22 protein-coding genes are annotated in these 21,177 nt (G+C 68.9%); 10 read left to right on the top strand and 12 right to left on the bottom strand.

Annotated elements, in window-relative coordinates; genetic code table 11:
- Positions 1-71 precede the first annotated feature (71 nt).
- The 5 genes from CRP27_RS16480 to CRP27_RS16460 all read right to left on the bottom strand — a co-directional run bounded on the left by CRP27_RS16480 (position 72) and on the right by CRP27_RS16460 (position 6,705).
- Complete coding sequence (locus CRP27_RS16480) at positions 72-2,432, bottom strand: glycoside hydrolase family 31 protein (RefSeq protein WP_097181707.1); 2,361 nt, start codon at positions 2,430-2,432, stop codon at positions 72-74.
- Positions 2,432-3,334: a carbohydrate ABC transporter permease gene (locus CRP27_RS16475; protein WP_097181706.1), complete on the bottom strand. Its 903-nt coding sequence runs from the start codon at positions 3,332-3,334 to the stop codon at positions 2,432-2,434. Before CRP27_RS16475 ends, CRP27_RS16480 begins: the two co-directional genes overlap by 1 nt.
- Positions 3,331-4,296, bottom strand: a complete 966-nt coding sequence (locus tag CRP27_RS16470) for a carbohydrate ABC transporter permease (RefSeq protein WP_097181705.1) — start codon at positions 4,294-4,296, stop codon at positions 3,331-3,333. Before CRP27_RS16470 ends, CRP27_RS16475 begins: the two co-directional genes overlap by 4 nt.
- A 29-nt stretch (positions 4,297-4,325) precedes the next feature.
- Complete coding sequence (locus CRP27_RS16465) at positions 4,326-5,633, bottom strand: ABC transporter substrate-binding protein (RefSeq protein ID WP_097181704.1); 1,308 nt, start codon at positions 5,631-5,633, stop codon at positions 4,326-4,328.
- A gap of 403 nt (positions 5,634-6,036) precedes the next feature.
- The gene (locus CRP27_RS16460; protein WP_097181703.1) at positions 6,037-6,705 is read right to left on the bottom strand and encodes a FadR/GntR family transcriptional regulator; all 669 of its coding nucleotides are present in this window, start codon (positions 6,703-6,705) and stop codon (positions 6,037-6,039) included.
- A 184-nt stretch (positions 6,706-6,889) separates the two neighbouring features.
- On the opposite strand from CRP27_RS16460, the gene CRP27_RS16455 reads away from it, so the two are divergent.
- The 4 genes from CRP27_RS16455 to CRP27_RS16440 all read left to right on the top strand — a co-directional run bounded on the left by CRP27_RS16455 (position 6,890) and on the right by CRP27_RS16440 (position 10,744).
- Entirely contained in the window at positions 6,890-8,737 is a 1,848-nt protein-coding gene (locus CRP27_RS16455) for a 2-isopropylmalate synthase (protein ID WP_097181702.1), read from the top strand.
- Between the two features lie 27 nt (positions 8,738-8,764).
- Positions 8,765-9,253 carry a YbaK/EbsC family protein gene (locus CRP27_RS16450; RefSeq protein ID WP_097181701.1) on the top strand — a complete coding sequence of 163 codons (489 nt, stop codon included), beginning with the start codon at positions 8,765-8,767 and terminating at the stop codon, positions 9,251-9,253.
- Between the two features lie 57 nt (positions 9,254-9,310).
- Positions 9,311-9,661, top strand: a complete 351-nt coding sequence (locus tag CRP27_RS16445; protein WP_097181700.1) for a DsrE family protein — start codon at positions 9,311-9,313, stop codon at positions 9,659-9,661.
- A 156-nt stretch (positions 9,662-9,817) separates the two neighbouring features.
- Positions 9,818-10,744, top strand: a complete 927-nt coding sequence (locus CRP27_RS16440; protein WP_097181699.1) for a cyclase family protein — start codon at positions 9,818-9,820, stop codon at positions 10,742-10,744.
- 150 nt (positions 10,745-10,894) lie between these two features.
- Here CRP27_RS16440 and CRP27_RS18305 read toward each other — a convergent pair whose 3' ends face one another.
- Together CRP27_RS18305 and CRP27_RS16430 are read right to left on the bottom strand one after the other, a co-directional pair.
- Positions 10,895-11,353, bottom strand: a complete 459-nt coding sequence (locus CRP27_RS18305) for a PaaI family thioesterase (protein ID WP_176505647.1) — start codon at positions 11,351-11,353, stop codon at positions 10,895-10,897.
- Positions 11,354-11,516: 163 nt separating this feature from the next.
- The gene (locus tag CRP27_RS16430; RefSeq protein WP_097181697.1) at positions 11,517-12,878 is read right to left on the bottom strand and encodes a PLP-dependent aminotransferase family protein; all 1,362 of its coding nucleotides are present in this window, start codon (positions 12,876-12,878) and stop codon (positions 11,517-11,519) included.
- 11 nt (positions 12,879-12,889) lie between these two features.
- Between CRP27_RS16430 and CRP27_RS16425 the strand changes: the two genes are divergently transcribed.
- Both CRP27_RS16425 and CRP27_RS18035 read left to right on the top strand, forming a co-directional pair.
- Positions 12,890-13,813, top strand: coding sequence for an NAD(P)-dependent oxidoreductase (locus CRP27_RS16425; protein WP_217990755.1), 924 nt, complete (start codon positions 12,890-12,892; stop codon positions 13,811-13,813).
- Positions 13,814-13,893: 80 nt separating this feature from the next.
- Positions 13,894-14,109, top strand: a complete 216-nt coding sequence (locus CRP27_RS18035) for a hypothetical protein (RefSeq protein WP_141399793.1) — start codon at positions 13,894-13,896, stop codon at positions 14,107-14,109.
- A 96-nt stretch (positions 14,110-14,205) separates the two neighbouring features.
- Here the strand turns inward: CRP27_RS18035 and CRP27_RS16420 are convergent, their stop codons facing one another.
- On the bottom strand, positions 14,206-14,529 hold the full coding sequence (locus tag CRP27_RS16420; RefSeq protein WP_097181695.1) for a hypothetical protein: 324 nt from the start codon (positions 14,527-14,529) through the stop codon (positions 14,206-14,208).
- Between the two features lie 11 nt (positions 14,530-14,540).
- A complete protein-coding gene (locus CRP27_RS16415; RefSeq protein WP_097181694.1) occupies positions 14,541-14,972 on the bottom strand; it encodes an Hsp20/alpha crystallin family protein in 432 nt (143 codons plus the stop codon).
- 254 nt (positions 14,973-15,226) lie between these two features.
- Here CRP27_RS16415 and CRP27_RS16410 point away from each other — a divergent pair, with 254 nt between their 5' ends.
- The 4 genes from CRP27_RS16410 (at position 15,227) to CRP27_RS16395 (ending at position 18,510) form a co-directional block, all read left to right on the top strand.
- Positions 15,227-15,844, top strand: a complete 618-nt coding sequence (locus CRP27_RS16410; RefSeq protein ID WP_141399792.1) for a hypothetical protein — start codon at positions 15,227-15,229, stop codon at positions 15,842-15,844.
- Positions 15,845-15,881: 37 nt separating this feature from the next.
- Complete coding sequence (locus CRP27_RS16405) at positions 15,882-16,994, top strand: 5-methyltetrahydropteroyltriglutamate--homocysteine S-methyltransferase (protein ID WP_097181692.1); 1,113 nt, start codon at positions 15,882-15,884, stop codon at positions 16,992-16,994.
- A 49-nt stretch (positions 16,995-17,043) separates the two neighbouring features.
- Entirely contained in the window at positions 17,044-18,045 is a 1,002-nt protein-coding gene (locus CRP27_RS16400; RefSeq protein ID WP_097181691.1) for an aldo/keto reductase, read from the top strand.
- Positions 18,046-18,150: 105 nt separating this feature from the next.
- Positions 18,151-18,510, top strand: coding sequence for a UBP-type zinc finger domain-containing protein (locus CRP27_RS16395; RefSeq protein ID WP_097181690.1), 360 nt, complete (start codon positions 18,151-18,153; stop codon positions 18,508-18,510).
- A gap of 13 nt (positions 18,511-18,523) precedes the next feature.
- Here CRP27_RS16395 and msrA read toward each other — a convergent pair whose 3' ends face one another.
- The 3 genes from msrA to CRP27_RS16380 all read right to left on the bottom strand — a co-directional run bounded on the left by msrA (position 18,524) and on the right by CRP27_RS16380 (position 21,167).
- Positions 18,524-19,045, bottom strand: a complete 522-nt coding sequence (msrA, locus tag CRP27_RS16390; RefSeq protein ID WP_097181689.1) for a peptide-methionine (S)-S-oxide reductase MsrA — start codon at positions 19,043-19,045, stop codon at positions 18,524-18,526.
- Positions 19,046-19,126: 81 nt separating this feature from the next.
- Positions 19,127-19,948, bottom strand: coding sequence for an aldo/keto reductase (locus CRP27_RS16385; RefSeq protein ID WP_097181688.1), 822 nt, complete (start codon positions 19,946-19,948; stop codon positions 19,127-19,129).
- Between the two features lie 52 nt (positions 19,949-20,000).
- Positions 20,001-21,167 carry a hypothetical protein gene (locus tag CRP27_RS16380; protein ID WP_097181687.1) on the bottom strand — a complete coding sequence of 389 codons (1,167 nt, stop codon included), beginning with the start codon at positions 21,165-21,167 and terminating at the stop codon, positions 20,001-20,003.
- Positions 21,168-21,177: the final 10 nt, after the last annotated feature.

The following is a 21,177-nucleotide window of genomic DNA, read 5'->3' as shown; positions in this document are numbered from 1 at the left end:
CTCTCGTCCGGAACGGTGACGGACTGGAGGCACGTGGCGGGGCCGCCCCGTGCCTCCAGTCCGTCACACCGTCAGTCCGTTCCCGGGTGGACGCTGCCGAGCAGCTCGACCAGGGCGTCGCGGACGGAGACCGGGAGGTCGACGCTCGCGAGCTCGGCGATGCGGTCCGCGCGCGGCGCGTCGCGCGCGACCACGCGCCAGGCTTCGAGCTTCTCGGGGTTGCCGGCCTGGGCGCGTTCCAGGAGACGGCGGGCGCCGTCGCGGGCGTCGACGCCCACGCGCGGCGCCCCGGTGAGGGTGAGGACCGCGCCGTCGACGGTGTCGACGTCGAGGTCGACGGAGAAGCGGCCCGGTCCCTGCTCGTCCACCGGCTGCCCCGTTGCCGGTGCGGCGAGGAAGGTGATCCGCCAGCGCCTCCTGGCGGGCACGGACGTCCGGTCGCCGGTTGCGGCTTCGATCCGGAAGACGGACGTGTCCGCGTCCCACGCCAACCGGGTGGTGCAGACCGAGTCGGGCGTGTCCTCGCGGTCCTCGACGAGGGTGAACGACCCGGACGCAGCGGGGGCGACGAGCACCTCGAGCGCTGCCGGGTTGACGGTGGCGTCGACCTCACCCTCGGCCGCGAGGGGCAGGACGCCGCCGGCGCGGAGGAGCACCGGGATGCCCTCGATGCCGCGGTGCAGGTCGACCCGACGGTCGCCGGCGTACGTGGTGCCGGTGAAGACGTCCGTCCAGGTGCCCGGAGGCAACCAGGCGCGGGCGCGACCGAGGAGCGACGCCGGGTCGCGCGGCTCGACGATCGGTGCGACGAGGAGTTCGCTGCCGAAGGCGTACTCGTTCGGCACGTCGTACGCCTCGTCGCGGTGCGGCTCCAGGTGGTAGACCGGCCGGACCAGCGCGGTGCCAGCGGCGGAACGGTGGTTCATGGTGTGGAGGTACGGCACCAGTCGGTGCCGGAACCGCAGTGCCTCGCCCATCGCGTCGCGCGACTCGGCGGGGAACGCCCACGGTTCCTTCCGGATGAACGGGTTGTTCGCGGAGTGCAGCCGCATGATCGGCGAGAACACCCCGAACTGCACCCACCGCGTCGCCAGCTCGTCGTCCCGGACGCCGCGGGTGTGCCCGCCGATGTCGTGGCTCCACCAGCCGTAGCCGATGTTCGCGGCGGTGGCGGTGAACTCGGGCTGGAACGCCAGCGACGCCCACGAGACCACGGCGTCGCCGGAGAAGCCGACGGCGTACCGGTGGCTGCCCGGACCGGCGTAGCGGGAGAACGTCATGCCGGCGCCGCCGTCGCGGGCGGAGTCGAGGTGGTGGAAGTGGTTGAGCAGCCAGAGCGGGTCGACGCCGGGCAGGCTCGTGGTGCGACCCTGCTGCCAGTCGATCCACCAGAAGTCGACGCCCTGCTCCTCCAGCGGGTGGTGCAGGTCCGCGAAGTAGGTCTCGAGGAATCGGCGGTCGGTCGGGTCGAAGGCGACGGGCTCCTCGGATGCGGCATCGATCTCCATCGCCGCGGCCACCGCGGGGTAGGCGTCCTCGAACGCGCGCACCCCGTCGGCCGGGTGCAGGTTGAGGGTCGTCCGCATGCCCCGTTCGTGCAGCGCGCCCAGGAAGGCGACCGGGTCGGGGAACAGCGACGGCTCCCACGAGTAGCCGGTCCAGCCGTTGCCGAACCGCTCCGGGACGGAGTCGACCCGGTGCCAGTCCATGTCGATGACCGCGACCGAGAACGGCAGCCGTTCGTCGGCGAACCGGTCCACCAGGGCCAGGTACTCGGTGTCCGTGTACGGGTGGTACCGGCTCCACCAGTTGCCGAGCGCCCACCGCGGCAGGAGCGACGGCGCACCGGAGACCGCGTGGAAGGCGTGCAGTGCTGCCTCGTAGTCGCGACCGTACGCGAAGACCGTGACGTCGCGGCGGCCCGGGACGCGAGTGCCGATCCAGCCGTCCTCCGTGAACAGGAAGGAGTCCGAGTCGTCGAGGACGGTGATGCCGTCGCGGGCGAGGACGCCGGACTCGAGGGGCATCCGGCCGTCGACGTCGTCGAGCGTGCGACCGGTGCCGCCGAGGTCGCGCGGCTCCTGGCCCCACCGCCACCGGTTCGCGTCCGGGCCGAGGGTCTCGACGGTGAAGCCACCGGCGGAGAACGGGCGGCCGTCGTAGCGCAGGCGGGCGCGGGCGGTGGTGACGACGACGCCGCCGTCGGTGTGCTCGACCGTGTACTCCGGCACCGGCAGGGCGCGGCGGATCGCGAACGTCGAGGCGCGGTCCTCGAAGCCGCCGTCGTCGCTCCACTCGACGCGGAACACGCCGTCGGCGAGCACGGTCACGCGCCAGTGGTCGCCGGTGATCGTGGCGGCGGGGTCGGCGCGCGGAGCGGTGCCGGGGAACGGTCGGACGACGTCCGCGCGCAGCGTTCCGGTGGTCGCCATCAGTTCTTCACCGCTCCCTGGGTCACGCCGGAGATGACCCAGCGCTGGGCGAACAGGTACACGATGATCGTCGGCGCCATCGCCATCAGGTACGACGCGAACGCCACGTTGTAGTTCGTGCCGAACTTGCTCTGGAAGATGTTCTGCACGACCGGCAGCGTCTGCATCGTCGGGTCGGCCGTGATGAGCGACGGCAGCATGAAGTCGTTCCACGAGGCCAGGAAGGCGAAGATGCCGACCGTGGCGTTCATCGGCGCGAGCAGCGGCAGGATGATCCGCCAGAAGATCTGCCACGTGCTCGCCCCGTCGATGCGGGCGCTCTCCTCGAGCTCGACGGGGATCGAGCGGAGGTAGGCCGAGTAGAGCAGCACGCTGAACGACAGTTGGAACATGGCGTGCAGGATGCCGACGCCGATCGGGTTGTCCAGGCCGAGCTGCGCGGTCAGCTTGATCTGCGGCAGTGCGATGACCGGGAACGGCAGGAACATCGCGGCGAGCAGGTAGACGAACGAGAACCGGAAGAACCGCTTGTGCCAGTTCCGCACGATCGCGTACGACGCGAAGGAGCTGAGCAGCAGCGTCGCGACGACGGTCAGCGCGGCGACGCCGACCGAGACCGAGAACGACACCGGGAAGCGGGTGATCTGCCACGCCTCGACGAAGCTCGCAGGGTTGAACGGCGCGGGCAGCGACAGCGCGTTCCCGTCCACCGACTGCGCGCTCGTCTTGAACGCCATCGCGACGGTGACGTAGAGGGGGACGAGGACGGTGAGGGACGCGACCGCCAGCAGGATCGTCAGCGGCCAGTTGACCCGGCCGAGGCGGTGTCGTCGGAGCGGGCGGTCGATGTCACCGCGCCCGCTCGGGACGGTGGTCTGGGTTCGGGTGTCGACGGCGGTCATGCGAGTCGCAGGTTCCTTCCACGGGTCGCCGCGAGCTGCAGCACGGAGATGAGGACGGTGATGATGAAGAAGACGGTCGCGTTGGCCATCTGGTAGGCGTAGTCGCCACCGGTGAACCCGCCGAAGATCGTCATCGCGACGCTGCTCGTCGCGGTGCCGGGTCCGCCGCCGGTGAGGCCGACGATCACGTCGTAGGCGCCGAGGTAGCCCTTCACACCGAGCACCGTGTTGATCACGATGAACCCGCTGATGAGGGGGAGCGTGATCGAGCGGAGCTGCTTCCAGGCGCCGGCGCCGTCGAGGGCGCTCGCCTCGTACAGGTCGTTCGGGATCGACGTGAGCCCCGCCGTGTAGACCAGGAGCGCCCCGGGCACGGTCTGCCAGGCCGAGACGATCACGATCGACAGCCAGGCGAGGTTCGGGTCGCCGAGGATGCTCTGCTCGAGCGGGCCGAAGCCGACCGAGGTCGCGAGGGCGGGGAGCGTGTTCGAGAAGAGGTAGTTGAAGACGTACGCGACGACGATGCCGGAGACCACCATCGGGATGACGAACACCGAGCGGAGTCCGGCAGCGTACTTGACCTTCTTCGTCAGGCCGATCGCCAGCGCGAGCGCGATGACCTGCGTGACGACGACCGTGACGAGTGCGAAGCCGAGCGTGAACCCGTACGAGGCGAGGATCGACGGGTCGGACACGAGGGCCTTGTAGTTCTCGAGCCCGAGGAAGTGCCACGCGCCGAAGCCGAGGTAGTCGGTGAAGCTGTAGAAGACGCCGACGCACGCGGGGGCGACGACGAAGGCGGTGAACAGCACGAGGGCCGGCACCACGAAGAAGTAGTACATCGGTTCCGTGCGGTGCAGCGAGCCGACGCGACGGTGCACGCGGGTCGCGGCCGTCCTCGGTCCGGGTGCCGAGCCGCCGGACGCGTCGGTCTCGCGGGTCAGGGGGGTCTGCATGGTCATGATCGCTCCTGGGGTCCTGGTCGCCGGGCTCAGACCGTCGCCGACCGGCCGGCGAGTCGCCGCCAGTCCGCGTCGAGTCGCCGCAGCATCGAGGTGAAGTCACCGCTCCGGATCGCCGACTGCAGGTAGTTGCCGAGCGGGATCGAGGTCGGGATGAAGGTGCCGGCACCCTGGTAGAACGCGGCGTCGTCGACGTACTGCTGCAGGCCCGCGAGACGTTCGTCGGTCTGCGGCGGCGCGTTCTTCCGGGTGGAGTAGGCGAGGTTGTCGCGGTTGTACGCGTCGATGACCTCGTCCTGCATGAGGAACTCGATGAGCTCCTGCGCCCGGTCGACGTGCGTGCTGGCCTCCGGGATCCAGAGCCCGAGGTCGACGTTCACCCGGGCCTTCCGGTCGGCCGGGTCGTTCGACACGGGGAGCGCGAAGGTGCCGACCTCGAGCTTGTCGTCGATGAGCGCGATCTGGCCGAGCGCCCACGGTCCCTGCAGGTACATCGCCGCCTTGCCCTGTCCGAACGCCAGGTTGCCGTCGGCGTAGGAGCGGGTGGCGTGGTCGGGGTTGAAGAACGACGAGATCGTCTTCGCGCGCTCCATGGGCACCGCGAACGTCTTCTCGAACGACACCTCGGAATCGGGGCCGACGTCGGCGCCGATCGCCTTCATCTTCCGGAAGAACTCGCCGGTGTCGACGAGGCTGCCCACCGAGTAGTCGAACAGCCCCTGCCAGAGCGTCCACGTGTCCCGGTCGGTCGCGTAGACGGGCGTGATGCCCGCCTTCTTGAGCTCGGTGCAGACGTCGACGAACTCGTGCCAGGTGGTCGGCACTGGGAGGCCGTGGTCGCGGAAGATCTTCTTGTTGTAGATGACGCCGGCGGCGGCCAGCGAGTACGGCAGGACGCTGACGCGGCCCGGGTACTTCGCGTACTGGTCGCCGAGGGCCGCGATGCTCGGGCGGATCCGGCCGGCGGACGGCAGACCGCTGAGGTCGCGGAGCACGCCGCGTTCGACGTACCGGGCGAGCTCGAGGTTGTCGTTGAAGCAGCCGACGTCGGCAGGCTGGCCCCGGACGAACTGGGGTGCGATCGCCGTGGTGCTGTCGTGGACGACGGAGACACCGGCGTGCTCGCGTTCGAAGCGGCGGAGGAGCTTGTCGAAGTAGGCGATCACCTCCTGCTTCTGCTCGTAGAAGCGGAGCGTGGTGCTGCCCGCTGCGGCCTGGCCGGGTGTCGCACACCCCGCCAACGCCAACGTCCCGAGCGCGATGCCGCCCGCCGCTCCGGTGAGGAACCCCCGCCGTCCGAGCGTCGTCCCGGTGAACCCTGTCCTGCTGCCGACCATTGCTGCTCCCTTGTGCGCTCCCTCGCGCGTGTCATGTTTACAGCGCTGCAAACGGCAAGTCAACGTTGTAATCGACCGAGAGGCATCGCACGGCCACATGAGGAGAAGTGAGCGAATCCCGGATCGGGCCCAGCGGACACCGGCCTTCGGCTTCCAGAGGTCTGGACGAAGACGGTCTGTGTCACAGAACTGGGCGCCGTCTCCAGGCCGTCGCTGGGGCTCCCAGTGCGGATGGCGCCCACCCTCCGTACACGTGTGTCACGCCGTGGAGTGCGGACGAGCATCGACCCGCGTGCGGCACGTGTGCATGTCGGTGGCGGTGCGCCCGGCCCCGTGTCGCTGCGACTCCACCCTCCGCGGAAGTACGGAGCCGTTCCCGACGTGCTCCAGAGAGGACACTGGGTCAGTGCATCTGCTTCGCGAGTCGGAGGAGGTGCGCCCGCGTGACTCGGCTCGCGGTCGCCGGGTCCCCGAGTGCGATCGCGTCGAAGACACGTCGATGGATCTCCTGATCCGCTTCGTTCCCATGGTGTCCTCGGAGGGTCAGCATGTCGACCATTGCTTGACGGCTGCGCGGCGTGAGGTCGTCGAACACGTCCAGGAGGACTGGGCTGTGCGCTGCTGCGACGACGCTGCGGTGGAAGTCGATGTCCGTTGCGACGTGTTCGACGATGCCAACTCGGGTTCGGCCGCGTGACTCCAGCGCTGCGTGGATGTGCTGAAGGTCTGCCGCCGTTCGACGTTCTGCGGCGAGGATCGCTGCTTCGACCTCGATGGCGGTTCGAGCTTCGATGACTGCGACGATGTCGGCGGCCTGCAATCGCGTGTTCCAGGTGTCGAGGTCGTCGGTGGAAGCCAGGAAGACGCCGGCTCCTTGACGAGTGACGAGGATGCCGCGTCCGGCGAGGATGCGGATTGCTTCCCGGGCCGTCGATCGCCCGACGCCGAGCTGCGGGGCAAGCGCCGTTTCGCTGGGGAGCTTCCCGCCGACCTCCCATTCGCCGTCGCTGATGCGCGCTACCAGGAGAGCAGCCGCCTGCTCCGCGAGCGACTCGCGTCGGACCTTCGTCATGGAAGCATCCTCCCATCGTGACACCCCTCTACTTGTCTGAGGAGTTGTGGTACCGTCCAGATGTGCTCGACTCGCTGCTTCTCCTTCGCCGCCACGGCGGGGCCTAGCCTGACCGGCTCCCCGACGTGGGACAGCGGCGCGCGCCGGTCAACGAACGTCGAACAACCCGGACAGGTACGAACCGATGAGCAGTACGAACTTCCCGACCATCGCCACCCCCGTCGGCCCGATCCCAGACAGTGCACCCGCTTGGAATCGGCAACGGCAGTCGCAGATGCCGTCGCATCGCTACGAGGACGTCTACTCACGTGTCTCCGTCCCGCTGCAGACGCGTGATTGGCCGACCGAACGACTGACGCAGGCGCCACTGTGGGTGCCGGTCGACCTGCGCGACGGCAACCAGGCTCTCACGGAACCGATGGATCCTGTCCGCAAGCAACGGTTCTTCGAGCTGATGGTCGCGATGGGGTACAAGGAGATCGAGGTCGGTTACCCCTCCGCATCGCAGACCGACTACGACTTCGTCCGCCGCCTCGCGGAGACGGACATCGCCCCCGAGGACGTCACCATCGTGGTCTTCACACCTGCTCGCCGGGACCTCATCGAACGTACCGTCGGATCCATCCGCGGCATCCGTAATCCCGTTGTGATCCACATGTACGCGGCAACCGCGCCGACCTGGCGAGACGTCGTTCTCGGGCAGGACCGCGACGGGCTCCGCAACATGATCCTTTCCGGCGGCAGAGCTGTGCTCGAGCTCGCTGGGCACCTCGAGAACGTTCGATTCGAGTTCTCGCCGGAGGTCTTCAACCTCACTGAACCGGACTTCGCGCTCGACGTCTGCGACGTGATGACCGAGCTGTGGGACGCAACCCCTGACCGGCCCGTCATCCTCAATCTCCCAGCCACTGTCGAGATCGCGACTCCGAACGTGTACGCCGACCAGATCGAGTACATGCACAAGCACCTCGACCGCCGTGACGGGGTGATCCTCTCGGTGCACCCCCACAACGACAGGGGGACCGGTATCGCATGCGCGGAACTGGCCGTCCTCGCGGGAGCGCAGCGGGTCGAAGGGTGCATCTTCGGCAACGGTGAACGAACGGGCAACGTCGACCTCGCCACACTCGCGCTGAACCTCCACGCGCAGGGCGTGGACCCGATGATCGACTTCTCCGACATCGACGAGATTCGCCGCACCGTCGAGCACAGCAACCGTATCGAGGTGCATCCACGCCATCCGTACGTCGGTGATCTCGTCCACACCGCGTTCTCCGGAACGCACCAGGACGCGATCAAGAAGGGGTTCGCGGAGCACCGCGCCCGTGCGACTGTCGAGGGACGGCCGGAACGGGAGATCGCCTGGCGGGTGCCGTACCTGCCGATCGATCCTGCAGACCTCGGCCGGAACTACGACGCTGTCATCCGGGTCAACTCCCAATCCGGGAAAGGCGGCATTGCCTACCTGCTCGAGCGTGAGCACGGCATCGAACTTCCGCGGCGGATGCAGATCGACTTCGCGCGACGTGTACAAGCTCACACCGACGCGAGCGGCGGTGAATCCTCCGCGGCGCAACTCCTCGAACTGTTCACCTCGTCCTACTTGTACGGGCAGGGGCCGGCCTTCGAACTGATCCGGCTCGAAGCCGAGGACCGCAGTGGATCGAGTTGCATCCGGATCGGGATCCGCATGAACGACATCGAGTACTTCGAGGAGTACGAGGGGCTCGGCCCGGTCGAGGCAGCTGTGGCGTTGCTCGCCGACCACGACATCGACGTCGAGGTTCTGTCGCTGCATCAAACGTCACTCGCTGCCGGTGCCGGGAGCGACGCGCTCACGCTCATCGAGTACCGCGCTGGTGCGAACACCGGTTGGGCCGCCGGCCGACACCGCTCCGTGCTGAGCGCGAGCGTGCACGCAGTGCTGCAAGCGGCCCGTCCCCAAGCCGATGCTGTCGCGACGGGCGTGAAGCGTGATGACACTGCGAGCACCCGCTCCGCAGGCGATCCGGGCGTTGATCGGCGTTGGTGATCGGGCTCCGAAAGGAGGGAGAAGGTCATGACCGAAGAACGAGGTCTGCCAGAGCGCAGCCAGATCGTGCAGCGGCAGCTCGACCGCGCGGGGCTCACCGCCCGAGTACGCGAGCTGCCGGAATCGACCCGCACGGCGGCCGAGGCTGCTGCAGCACTGCGTTGTGACGTCGGTGCGATCGCGAGCAGCCTCCTGTTCTTCGCTGACGGGCTGCCTCTCTTGGTGATGACCAGTGGCCGACATCGCGTCGACACGACGATCCTCGCCACCGAGGTGGGCGCGGAAGCCATCGAGATGGCGAGTGCGAAGCAGGTGCGGGAAGTGACCGGACAGGCTGTTGGCGGCGTCGCTCCCGTCGGGCATCCAGTGCCCGTGCGAACCGTCATCGACCGTTCGCTCGCGAGCTACGAGACCGTGTGGACGGCTGGGGGTACACCGCACACCGTTGTTCCGCTGAGCTTCGATGAGCTCACCGCCGTCACCGGAGGGGAGCCCGTTGCTGTCTCCGTCGACTGACTTGGTGACGTGGTCTTGCCGAGAGCAGCTGCCCTGCCGTGTGCCGAGGAACGCATCATGAAAACCGTTGCCCACATCTTCCACGACGACGAAGCATCACTGACGATCGGAAGCCGGCTGCCCGCGAGAGTCGGCGAAACGGCGGCCACGAACGGCATCTCGGTCGAGGTGTTCGTCTTCGGCCCCGCTCAACAACACCTCAGCGAGGCCCGCTCCGAGGTGGACCGCTTGTTCAACTCGCAGATCGATGCGCTCATCGCGTCCGGAGTTCGCGTCGGAGCCTGCATCAATGCTGCCCGCGAAGCGGGCGTCGAATCCGCACTGGTGCAGCGCGGCGTGAAGCTCTCCGTGGCCCGCGATGAGTTCATTCGTTTCACCCTCGAGAACGCCACTGTCATCTCCTTCTAGCGAATCGTCGGCCATGAGCGTCCGCAGCGGACCGGCGAGATGAGTGAGTCAGGGCGCTCGTGTTCCGGTAGGCGAGGGGACAGCCAGTGCGCCGAGCACCTCGAGCCAGCCCGATCACGCGACTGCGTGCGCCACAACCTTCCTGGGAGACCTGTCTTGACTGACTACCGCGCCGTCTTCGACGTCCAGATCGCTTTCGTGAACGGTGGCGGGCTGACCGCCGAAGGGTTCCGGCTCGATGTGCCAGGCTCCGGCACGTCCGAGCGAGACGTGGCTCGTCTGCTCGTGCAACACCTGGGACTCGCGCTCGTCGGCGATGTCCGCTTCAGTCGGCTCCAGATTGTGGCAGAGCGACACAAGGGCAGTCGCGGAGTACGCGAGCAGCGGGACCCGACCAGGGACGTGGACCATCTCCTCGTTGATCTCAGTCACACGATTCGGGAGGGCATGAGCACCCTGCCCGAGGCGTCGCCGATCATCACATCGCTTCTCAGCCGGCAGGAGTCGACGCAGCGCTCCGCGACAGGGACGCCATCCGCGTCAGACGGCATGTCCCTGCCAGAGAACACTGGAACGTGCCTTGACACGTCGTTCCATCGCCATCAAGACGGCGCTGACCTTCCGATGGTCCGACTTGACAGTGTGGTGGACCTGCCGACCGAGGTCTTCCACCTGTCCGACGCGGTCGAACGAGGTCTCCCCGCTTCGGTGTTCCACGACCGGGACGTGCGCGGGAAGGCAGTACTGCTGCACACCGGCTGGGATCGGCACTTCGGCACGCCGCGGTACCAGGACCGGGCCCCGTTCCTCCGTGCGGACGGCGCGCAGTACCTGGCGGCGCAAGGTGTTCGACTGGTCGGGATCGACTCGATCGACATCGACGACCTCGCAGTGACGGCTCGGGGAGAACGGCCCGCCCGCTCGTTCCTCCTCGCAGCCGGGATCCACGTCGTCGAACATCTGACAGGCATGGATGCGCTACCTCCGGCCGATTTGACGTTCACCGCCGTTCCACTGAAGGTCGCGCGCCTGGGAACCATCCCGGTCAGAGCGTTCGCGAAGGTGCCGCGTACCGGAGCGTGACCGGCTCGATGACCGAGCGAGGACGCCGTATCCCGCCGCTCGGCGAAGCCTCGCCCCACCGCCCTGGCGTCGCCCGCATCGAGCCAGCCGGGGACTTGCGAGACCACGGCCAACTCGGACCGACTGCTTCCAGCGACTGGTTCATCTCGATCATCGTCCTTTCGCTGCGTCGCCTCGGAGGGTCATCACCGCACTGGTGACGCTCGCGATGACTCGGCCGTCACGGCCGGTTACCTCGCAGAGGTACTGGCTCAACGTCCTCCCCGCATGTGTGCATGTCGCCGTGGCCGTCAACGTCCCCGACCATGACGGCCGCAGGAACCTCGCAACCAGGTCCGTGCTGGTGAACGACTCCCCAGCGCGCATGACCGTCGAATGGGCGGTACCGATCGCCGCGTCCGCCAGCTCGCAGAGAAAACCGCCGTGGATTGTTCCCTGCTGGTTTCCGAACCGCTCGACGTCGGCGTGAACCTGCACGACCGCACTCCGTCCACCAACGTCGACCAACGTGAACCCCAGCGTCTGCTCGATCGCGGTCGGGTAGCGAACCAAGGTCGTCTCGCCGGGGCGCAGTGTCCCCGCCAGCCGGCGAGTCAGGTAGTCGAGCACAGGAAGGGACTCGCCGGGGGTTGAGGACGGTGGTGCCACAGGACGTGACTGTACGCAGTTGCTCTCGGCCGATGAAGGTCCAGGTGCCGCGCACACTTCTGGGCCAACAGTCGGGGTGTGGTGTCGTCGGCTGACGTTCGGTTCTGCTGCAGCCCGTTGAGAGTCAGGGGCGGTCTCGCATCCATTCGAAGAGGCGCTGAACTGCCGTCGGGAACGCTGCGCGCGACGGGGTGGCGAAGCCCACGACGACCGCCGGAGGACGGTCGCTGTTCCGGACGTATCGGTGCACCGCATGGGTAGCGAAGTCGTCGAGGCGAATGACGCCGCGGTCTTCCTCGTCGGCTTCGAGGGCGGATCCGAGTGGAACGAGTGCCTGCAGGCCGGCTGGGATGCCGGGCACAGTGAGGTGTTCCGCAGCGGCGGCGGCGATCAAGAACTCGTGCCGGCGAGCGTATTCGCGGCGTTGCCGTCGCACGTGTCGTTCGAAGTCGCCGGAGCGGATGAGGTGTGCGAGGGCGAGCTGATCGATGAGTGGTACTCCGCCGGTCAGGCGTGCTGTCGTCGCCGCGACGGGCCGGATCAATGACTGCGGCAGCACCATCCACCCGAGGCGGAGCCGAGTGTCCAACGTCTTACTGACGCTTCCGATGTAGATGACGCGGTGGGGCGCTGACCGCTGCAGTGCGGCAATCGGGCGGCGATCGAAGCGAAACTCACCGTCGTAGTCGTCTTCGACAATGAATCGATCGGAGCGTTCCGCCCAAGCGACAGCCACGCGTCGTCTTCTGGACTCGAGAGCGCCACCGAGCGGGAACTGATGCGCCGGCGTCAAGGTCGCGGCGTCGATGGTCCCGTCGAGAAGCTCCGTCTGCGCACCGAGTTCGTCGACGGGGAGGTCGACGACGTCCATGCCAGCCGCACGCCACAGCCGGTCCATTTCAGGGAGGGACGGGTCTTCGATCGCCACGGTTCGTAAGCCGAGCTCCCGGAACGTCGCAGCAAGGATGGTTGACGCGGACCGGTAGCCGCCGCAGATGACGATGGACGCCGGGTTTGCTTCCACCCCGCGCGCACGGCGGAGGTACCCCGCGAGCTCGACGCGGAGTTCATGGCTGCCCATCAGCGGTTCCTCGCCAGGGGCGTTCGCAAGCCCGACGCCGGCGGTCCGTCGCAATGCCGCGCTCCACTTCGCGCCGGGGAACGAACCCGTTTCGGGGCGCCCCGGCCGAAGATCGAATCGTGGCGCGCGTGTCTCAAGGATGGGTTCTGGAACGGTGGACGGCTCGCCCGACCTGGCAACGAAGATCCCAGCGCGTTCGCGACTGACCAGGAGCCCGTCCGCGACCAGGTCGTCGACCGCGGCGACCACCGTTCCGCGGGCGACTCCGAACTCCAGCGCCAGTTCGCGTGCAGCGGGTACCCGGCTGCCCACCTGCCAGAGATCGTCTGCGATCATCCGGCGGATGAGGTCCTCGACCGCTCGACGTTTCGGAAGCGACGGATCGAGCGCGAGTACCGAGTCCATTGGACCAGAATATGTCGCTCGTCGTGGTCCTTCCGAGTAGGCCAGCCTGGTCCTACTTTCGAGTCATGACCACGGCACATGAAGGCACCGGTTCGCGAATCCTCGTCGCGGGAGCATCGGGTGTACTCGGACGAGCGTTCATCCCACTCGCGGTCGCCGCCGGCCACCACGTCACCGGGGCGGCCCGTTCAGCGCGCAGGGCGGACACGATCCAGCGTCTCGGCGCCGAGCCGGTCATCGCCGACGCCCTCGACCGAGACGCACTCACTCGCATGATGTCAGATGTGAAGCCGGCCATCGTCGTCGACCTCCTGACGGACCTTGCGTCCGGTAACTCGGCGACCAACGCACGTCTGCGGATCGAGGGGACCCGAAACCTCGTCGATGCGGCCACCGGTGCAGGCGTCGAGCGGATGATCGCAGAGAGCATCTCCTGGGTGTACCCGCCCGGCGACGGCGTCGCGCATGAGAACGATCCGTTGGACCTGGGTGCTCCGGAACCGCGCCTCTCCACCATCAACGGTGTCGTGGCTCTGGAAGCGGCTGTGCACGAATTGGAGACGGGTGTGGTGCTCCGCTTCGGCCAGCTGTACGGCGACGGTACCTGGTACGCGCGGGACGGGGCGCTCGCCGACGCGGCACGCGCCGGGAAGCTCCAAGCGACCGAGACGGTCACGTCGTTCATCCACGTCGACGATGCGGCTCGGGCAATCTCCGCGGCCCTGGACTGGCCGGCAGGGACGTGGAACATCGTCGACGACGAACCGGCCGCCGGCACCGAATGGGCGCCGGTCTTCGCCGACCGGGTCGGCGCTCCTGCGCCCGAGGCCACGACGAGCGGTGACGTGGGCCGACCCGTCAGCAACGCACGCGCTCGAGCTCGTGGGCTCGATCTGCGTCGTCCGAGCTGGCGAGCCGGATTCTCCTCGCTGTGAGGCCGCCGCTGCGTCCCGGCACGTGGCGGTCGGGTCTCATCACCTTCAGCGGCGTCCTTCCTGTAAGCGTCCTGCTGAACGTGGGCCTCACGCCGCTGCTCTCCGGTGCGCTGCCACATCTCGTCCTGGTGGTCGTCAATGCGGCGATCCTGGTCGCGGTGCTGAACTGGGTCCTGCTGCCGCTGCTCCATTGGGCCACGGGCGGGTGGGCGGCCCGAACCCCATCCGCGTGCACCGCCGGTCGCACGCAGTCTCCGTCGAAGCCGGCAGCGGCACCACATGTCGACCATCTGTGACAGCGGATTGGACACCTGCTGGAGAGCGTCTCGCGCGTCACCAAGCATGATGAGAGTCCCGGCTCAGGTGCCGGGACTCTCATCACTGCTCGCAGGTCACCGCGATCCGTGGGCGGCCCGACCGGAGGTCACCACGGCTCCCGTGTCGGTGTCCTCGGCGGGCGGCGCCTCGAACAGGCTGGCGTAGGCGCGGACGGTGCTCCAGCCCGCGATGAGCAGGACGGTACCCGTGGCCGCGGCGATCCAGGGCAGGACGAGCGACCGCTCCCACACGCCCGGGGCGGACAGCCACGCGAGGAAGTTCCCGATGACGCCGCCGGTCGCTCCGAGCAGTACCGCTGTCCGCCGGTCGAGGCTCGACAGTGTGAGCGCGACCGTCACGGCGGCGACCGAGGCGAGCGCGTTGACGAGGTCGGACACGGTGGGCGCTCCTACTCCCCGCTCCCGACGGCGAGCTGCTCGCGACCGGCGCCGGTGGTGACGGCGATCTTGCGGGGCTTCGCCGACTCCTTCACGGGGATCGTGACGCTCAGCACGCCGTTGTCGTACCCGGCGGTGATGCGCTCGGCATCGAGGCCGTCGCCCAGTGTGAGCTGACGGACGTAGGTGCCGGGCTGGCGCTCCCGGGTGAGCCACTGGGAGCCTTCCGGGGCGCCGAGGGTGCGCTCTGCGCGGATGGTCAGGACGGAGCCGTCCACGTCGATGTCGACGGAGCCTGGGTCGATCCCGGGCAGGTCGACATCGAGGACGTAGTGATCGCCCGTGCGGTAGAGGTCCATCGGCATCGATCGGGGCCCGGTGGTGCCGAGCAGGGAGCCGGCGAGGCGGTCCAGCTCGCGGAACGGGTCGAAGTTCATCGTCATCGAAATCAACTCCTTCGTCTCTGCTGTTGAGTCCCGTCGACTCAACTGTCAACGTTTTAGCACTCGAGCCTGGAGAGTGCCAAAAGAATCCTCGGAAGTCGCTCGGCAAGGGGCAGGGCTCGAGGCGGCGGTGCTCCGGATCGTCGTCGGTCGGTGTCGTCACCCGGTCCGTGCGGCACGCGAGCGATGACGTCCCTCGAAGACGGGGCGACCCACAAACCTGAGGGTCGGTCACGCACTGCCAGCATGGGGCCGTGGGTAAACAGCGCAAGAAGAACCGTCGGCCGCGTGGCGTCTCCACGTCCGTCGGAGCCGGGGTGGAGATCACGGAGCCGCGCAGCGGGACACTGGCCGTCGTGGCCGGTGCCGTCGCGCTCGTCGCGGCGTTCTTCCTCGGCATCCAGTCCGACGTCGTGGTGTCCGTCGTCGAGCCGGACGGAGACGTGCAGCGGGTGCTGTGGCGCATCGCAGTGATCGTCATCGGGGTCGTCGTCACGGTGTTCGCCCTCCTGACCGTGCGCGACATGACCGTGCCGGACGGTCGGATCGATCGGTACGCCGGCCCGGCGTTGATCGTCAGCGCGTTGGGCATCACCGGGGTGAGCACCCTGTGGTCCTTGCTCGTCGCCGTGTCCGCCACCGGAGCGGCACTGCCGCCGGATGCGATCGGCTACATCGGCAACGCGACGGTGCTCGGCGTCCTGCTCGGCCTCGGGATCGTCGCGGCCGCGTGGTCGCCGCGCGCGTACAGCGCCGTCCTCGAGATGTTCCGACACGGGCGTCCCGGGAGTCGTCCGAAGGCGCTGGTCGCGATCGCCATCGTGATCGTCTTCGTACTCGTGGTGCCCGTCTCGAACGCGTTCCAGGTCTGACCCCGATCCGGTGGTTCCGCTTCGGTACGATCGAGGGATGCGTCAGCACCCGCCCTTCCGAGCCGACGTCGTCGGCAGCTTCCTCCGCCCGGCCCCCGTGCAGGAGGCCCGCGCGGCCTTCGCCGAGCGCCGCATCGACGCCGCCGCGCTCCGTGCCGTCGAGGACGACGCGATCCGCGCGCTCATGGACGCACAGCAGGCCGCCGGACTGCAGCTCGCCACCGACGGCGAGGCCCGACGCGCCTGGTGGCACCTCGACTTCTGGGGCGGCCTGGACGGCGTCGAGGTCGTCGAGCTCGACCACGGCATCGCGTTCCAGGGCGTCACCACCACGCCGAAGGGCATGCGTGTCACGGGCCCGGTGTCGTTCCCGGCCGACCACCCCTTCGTCGCCGACGCCGCGTTCGTCGTCGCCGAGGCCACCGCACGCGGCCTCACCCCGAAGTTCACGATCCCGGCGCCGACCGTGTTCGACTTCCGGCTCGACGCCGACCAGATCCGCACGGACCACTACGACGGCCGCGACGCCATCACCGAGGACCTCGTGCAGGCCTACCGGGACGCGATCGCCGCCCTCTACGCCGTCGGGGTCCGGTACCTGCAGCTCGACGACACGGCGTGGGCGTACGCCTGTTCGGACGCCGAGATGGCGAAGGCCCGTGAGCGGGGGATCGAGACCGACGGCATCGCCGAGCGGTTCTCGTCGATCATCCGGCGCGTGCTCGACGGCCGCCCGGAGGACCTCGTCGTCACCACGCACGTGTGCCGCGGCAACTTCCGGTCGACCTGGATCGCCTCGGGCGGATACGAGCCGGTCGCCGAGCAGCTCCTCGGCAACACCGGCTACGACGGGTTCTTCCTGGAGTACGACAGCGACCGTGCCGGCGGTTTCGAGCCCCTGCGGTTCCTGCCCGAGGGCGACCAGGTCGTCGTGCTCGGGCTCGTCACCTCGAAGACCGGCGAGCTCGAGGACCAGGCGGTCATCGAGCAGCGCATCCGGGACGCCGCCGAGTTCGCGCCGCTCGGGCAGCTCGCGCTCAGCCCGCAGTGCGGGTTCGCCTCGACGGAAGAGGGCAACGTGCTCACCGAGGACGAGCAGTGGGCGAAGGTCCGCAGCGTCGTCGACGTCGCCGACCGTGTCTGGCGCTGACACACGGTAGCGTCGACGACGGCCTGTCCCCGACCCGGATCGAGCAACGATGCCTGACGTCCACCGCCCCGCCGACGACCGCTACGAGCGACTCCCGTACCAGCGTGTGGGGAGGAGCGGCCTGCTGCTGCCGCGCATCTCGCTCGGGCTGTGGAACAACTTCGGCGCCGACCGAGCCCTCACCACGCAGCGCGACATCCTGCTGCACGCGTTCGACCGTGGGGTCACCCACTTCGACCTGGCGAACAACTACGGTCCGCCGCCCGGCGCCGCCGAGGAGCAGTTCGGTCGCGTCCTCGAGTCGGACCTCCGTCCGTTCCGCGACGAGATCGTGGTGTCGACGAAGGCCGGCTACGACATGTGGCCGGGACCGTACGGCAACTGGGGCTCGCGCAAGTACATGCTCGCCTCGCTCGACCAGTCCCTCGGACGGCTCGGGCTCGACTACGTCGACGTCTTCTACTCGCACCGCCCCGACCCCGAGACCCCCATCGAGGAGACGGTCAGCGCCCTCGTGACCGCGGTCCGCTCGGGCAAGGCGCTCTACGCCGGCATCTCGAACTACGACCCGGCGCAGACGGCTGCCGCGGCCGAGGCGCTCGCCGCCGAGAACATCCACCTGCTCATCCACCAGCCGCGCTACAACATGTTCGACCGGGTCCCCGAGGACGGGCTCTTCGACGAGCTGCTCCGTCTCGGTACCGGCGCGATCGTGTTCTCGCCGCTGGCCGGCGGGCTCCTGACGGACCGGTACCTCGATGGCTCGGTGCCGGTCGGGTCGCGTGCGGCCGAGGGCCGCTGGTTCGGCGCGGACCGGATCGACGACGAGTACCTGACGACGGCGCGCGCCCTCAGCGACGTCGCCGCGGCGCGCGGGCAGACGCTCGCGCAGCTCGCGATCACGTGGGTGCTCCGGCAGCAGGCGGTCACCTCCGCGCTGGTCGGGGCCTCGAGCGTCCGGCAGCTGGACGGCACGCTCGACTCGCTCGACGGTGCTCCGCTCACCGACGAGGAGCTCGCGGCCATCGACGCGCTGGTGCCGCGCGGCTGAGCCGCGGGGCGCCCTCGACGTGACCAGGTGACGGACTGGAGGCGCGGTGCCAGCTGGCACCGCGCCTCCAGTCCGGATCCGGCTCGCGTGGGCCAGGATGGTGCCATGACGGACGACGACGCGATGGTCCACCCGGAGATCCCGCCGAGCGGAGACGGGTGCGTCGAGTGCGACGCGACCGGCTCGTGGTGGGTCCACCTGCGGCGGTGCGCCGCCTGCGGCCACGTCGGGTGCTGCGACGACTCGCTGAACACCCACGCGACCCGGCACTGGGAGGACACCGGGCACGCGGTCATCCAGAGCTACGAACCCGGGGAGACCTGGTCCTGGGACTACCGGGACGACACCCGGTCCGACGGGCTGGAGCTCGCGGCACCGACCAGCCACCCCGTGACGCAGGCAGTCCCCGGGCCGGCGGACCGCCTTCCCGGGGACTGGTTGGAACTGCTCGGCGGATCGCGCTGATCCGCCGCGGCCGTCAGACGGCCGCGGTCGCCTCGTCGCGGTGGGGGAGCTTCCACCCCGGGCGCACGAAGTGGCACGTGTACCCGGCGGGGTACTTCTCGAGGTAGTCCTGGTGCTCCTCCTCGGCCTCCCAGAAGTCACCGGCGGGCTCGACCTCGGTGACGACCCTGCCGGGCCAGATGCCCGAGGCGTCGACGTCCGCGATGGTGTCCAGGGCGACCTGGCGCTGCTCGTCGGAGGTGAAGAAGATCGCCGAGCGGTAGCTGCGGCCGACGTCGTTGCCCTGCCGGTCCTTCGTCGACGGGTCGTGGATCTGGAAGAAGAACTCCAGCAGGTCCCGGTACGAGATCACGGACGGGTCGAAGACGATCTCGACGGCCTCGGCGTGGTCGCCGTGGTTGCGGTAGGTGGCGTTCGGGGTGTCGCCACCCGAGTAGCCGACGCGGGTGCTGATGACGCCGGGGCGTCGACGGAGGAGCTGCTGCGCTCCCCAGAAGCACCCGCCGGCGAGGATGGCGGTTTCGGTGGTGGTCATGCTGGCCTCCTTGGGGTCGTGCCGCTGGCTGTGGCACCACGGGGTGCAACCGGCGACGGGGGTGTCGTGTTCCCGTGCGCGTCAGGCGGTCGTGTCCTGCAGCGCGTCGAGGGCGGCGACGTCCTCGGCGGACAGCACGAAGTCGACGTCGGCGTTCGCGGCGATCCGCTCCGGCGTCGTGGACTTCGGCAGCGGCAGGACGTCCTTCTCAAGCAGGTAGCGGATCGCGACCTGGGCGACGGACTTGTCGTACTTCGCCGCGATCTCGGCGATCTGCTCGTTGTCGAGCAGTCCACCCGTGGCGAGCGGTGAGTAGCCCTCGGTGAGGATGTCGTGCTCCCGGTCGAACGCCGTCGTGGCGTCCTGGGTGTTGCCGATGAACCAGCGGATCTGGTTGGCGTGCGGGACGACGTCGGTGCGGCCGAGCAGGTCCTCGAGGTCCGCGACCTCGAAGTTCGAGACGCCGATGGAGCGCGTCCGTCCGGCGTCGTAGAGCTCCTCGAAGACCTTCCAGACCTCGACGTTGCCGTCACGGTGGTCGGACCCGATGTCGCCCCACGGCCACGGCGCGTGGATGAGGTACAGGTCGACCACGCCGAGGTCGAGGTTGCGGCTCGACGTGTCGAACGCCTCGCGTGCGCCGGCCGCGGTCTTGATCTCGGCGGGGAGCTTCGTGGTGATGAAGACCTCGTCGCGCGGGACGCCGCTGTCGCGGACGGCCTGGCCGACGCTCGCCTCGTTGCCGTACGCGAGCGCTGTGTCGATGTGGCGGTAGCCGAGGTCGAGGGCGGTCTTCGTGGCGTCGTAGGCGTCGTCGCCGGACGGGATCTGCCACGTGCCGAAGCCGATCTTGGGGATGTGCAGGCCGTTGGACAGGGTGAACGTGTCGATGAGTGCGGGCATGACCCGGACAGTACGCCGCACGGCTGCGGCGCACTGTCCGGATGTCCCGGTGCTACGCGACCGCGATCTCGTTCGGGACGCCCGGCAGGGCGCCGCTCGAGGCGATCGTCTTCCCGGAGCGCAGATCGACCGCGTGCACCTTCCGTTCGGCCGGGTCCGTGACGTAGGCGACGCTCCCCGCGACCTTCAGTGCGGGGTGGGCGTCCTGCCACTCGGTCGGGCCCTCCCACGCGTCGATCACGGGGAACGAGTCGAGCTGCTCGCCAGTGGTCTCGTCGAAGGTGTGCAGGGAGCCGTCGGAGCCGAGGACCACGGCCTCGTCACCCGGGCCGCGGGCGAGGTCGCGGAAGGTGAAGCCGACGCCCTCGGGCATGTCAGCGACGCGGTACTCGCCGGCGTCGGCGTCGATGAGGGCGATCTGGCGGAGGAGGTAGCCCTCGCTGTCCTCGTCGTCGTTGTAGTCGCCGACCGCGACGGGCGACGTCTCGGTTGTGAACAGGTTGCCGGTGCGGCCGTACTCGGTCGGGGCGTCGATCTTCTCGAACGCGCCGTCCTGGTAGACGAGGGCGCCGTCGGTGCAGCCGAACACGGCGACGTCGCCCTCGACGGCGCCTTCGCCGTGCACGTTCGGGCACTCCTCGGAGCGGGCGAGTTCCGCCCCGTCGGCGTCGAGCGCGCGGACGCCGCTCCGTGACTCCTCGGTGCCGATCGTGGTGAGGAGCGTGCCGTCCTGCAGTTCGATGGCGACGCCGTGGTGCGCCGCGTCGGACTTCGTCGTGGTGGTCTCGGGAAGTTCGTCACCGTCGAGGTCGGTGTTGTCGAACGTGGTGACGTCGCCGGTGCCGTCGGCGAAGAGGGCGGTGCGATCGCCGTGCACGACGGCGTGTCCACCGGTGTCGGCCGGGAACACGGCGTCGGTCAGGGCCGGGTCGGCCGCGGTGTCGAGGACCCGGAAGCCCTCCGGGACGGTCACGAGCACGTGGCGTCCGTCGCCGGCCGGGTTGACGCGGGTGAAGCCGTCGATCGCGTCGTCGGCGACGACCTGCAGGTCCTCGTCGAGGACGAGGAGGCCGCCGTCGTAGGTGAGGGTGATGCGAGTGCCGTCGGCGGCGGCCTCGGCCGTCGGTGTCGAGGCGGTGTCGGACGGGTCGGCGGAACAGCCGGCGAGGGCGAGCGCAGCGGCGCCGAGGAGCGCCAGGGGCAGTGTCTTCTTGGTCATGGACAAAACT

This window comes from Curtobacterium sp. 314Chir4.1, from assembly GCF_900215175.1.
In the GTDB taxonomy this organism is placed as follows: domain Bacteria; phylum Actinomycetota; class Actinomycetes; order Actinomycetales; family Microbacteriaceae; genus Curtobacterium; species Curtobacterium pusillum_A.
This window is presented reverse-complemented; position numbering and strand designations above follow the sequence as displayed.